Here is a 1,194-nt window from a genome sequence, read left to right on the forward strand (position 1 = left end):
GCGGTGCAACGCGAGTGGGCCCAGAAAATCCATCGGCTGTTAACCCGCCTGGAAGCCGACCCGGTGGGTACCGAACACGAGCTCCGCTCCATCAAGGACCCGGCCGCTGTCAAACCGCTGGTGCTTGCGATGAAGGATGAACGCCGGGACGCTGTCCGCTTATTGCTGGTCGATGTCCTGGGAGGGATCGGCTCACCAGAGGCGCTGCGAGCCCTGGCGATCATCGCCATTGAAGACCCCGTGGAAGAGATACGACTCCGGGCCCTCGACTTTCTGGCTCCAACCAAGTCTGGCGAGGTGGTCTCCTATTTTGTCAGCCGCCTCAAAGATAAAGACAACGTGATTGTCAATCGCGCCGGTGAGGCCCTGAAAAAAATGGGCGATCCCTCCGCCATTCCAGCCCTTATTGACGCTTTGATCACACGCCATAAGTTTGTCATACCGGGTCGGCGGCCCCCCGGCGCTATCGGCGCGGGATTCAGCAGTTCCAGCACAGGCCAGTCGGGCATGACGTTCGGTGCCGGTGGGGGCGGTGACAGTACAAAGATTGTCGAGCGGGCCATCCCGAATCGGAGCGTGCTCGAAGCGCTCGTGGAGCTCAGCGGCGGCAAGAACTTCAGCTTCGACGTCCGCCTATGGAAGCAGTGGTATGCGGAGCAAAAACGGCTGGAAGCAGCGAAAGCCCTGCAATAGTTCCCCCTTCAGCACGAACTCCTCCGCATAGGGGATCAGCAAATCTTCTCCTGTCTTCGCCCTCCGGGCCAATCTTTTCTATCTCCCCTTGTCGCGGACATTACGCGGTTTTCCTTTTTCTTAGAGAATTGCCATTGTCCAGGTGCCGTGACATCTATTATGATCGCGGCGAAATGGCTGTCACTAGTCGATGAAGTTCTCCCCACCCAATGAATTGCGGTGGTCGTTGGCTCACGGAAGAGGAGATCGCGCGTTTTTATGAGAATCCTGCTCATAAACCAGCACTTTGCGGTTCCCCGGTTAGCGACCGGTACTTTCCCGTTTGTGTTAGCGTCGGGTCTTGCACGCCGGGGCCACCAGGTCACGGTGTTGACGACCGACCAGGGGGGAGGACGCGGTGGAAGCTATGTCACAAACGAGGAAGGCGTCGAAGTTCACTGGGCTCGTATCGCCTACTCCAACAAGATGCCCTACTGGCGCCGGATTGTGTCTTTTTTCGCG

At 58.2% G+C, this 1,194-nt stretch carries 2 protein-coding genes; both read left to right on the forward strand.

The features are described from left to right. A partial coding sequence (locus H5U08_RS19360; protein WP_297036991.1) for a HEAT repeat domain-containing protein occupies positions 1 to 693 on the forward strand: 693 nt, incomplete at its 5' end. 258 nt (positions 694 to 951) lie between these two features. Continuing rightward, positions 952 to 1,194, forward strand: a 243-nt coding sequence (locus H5U08_RS19365; protein ID WP_297036993.1) for a hypothetical protein, incomplete at its 3' end; no start/stop codon positions are given.

The organism is Thermogutta sp., assembly GCF_014359955.1.
In the GTDB taxonomy this organism is placed as follows: Bacteria; Planctomycetota; Planctomycetia; order Pirellulales; family Thermoguttaceae; genus Thermogutta.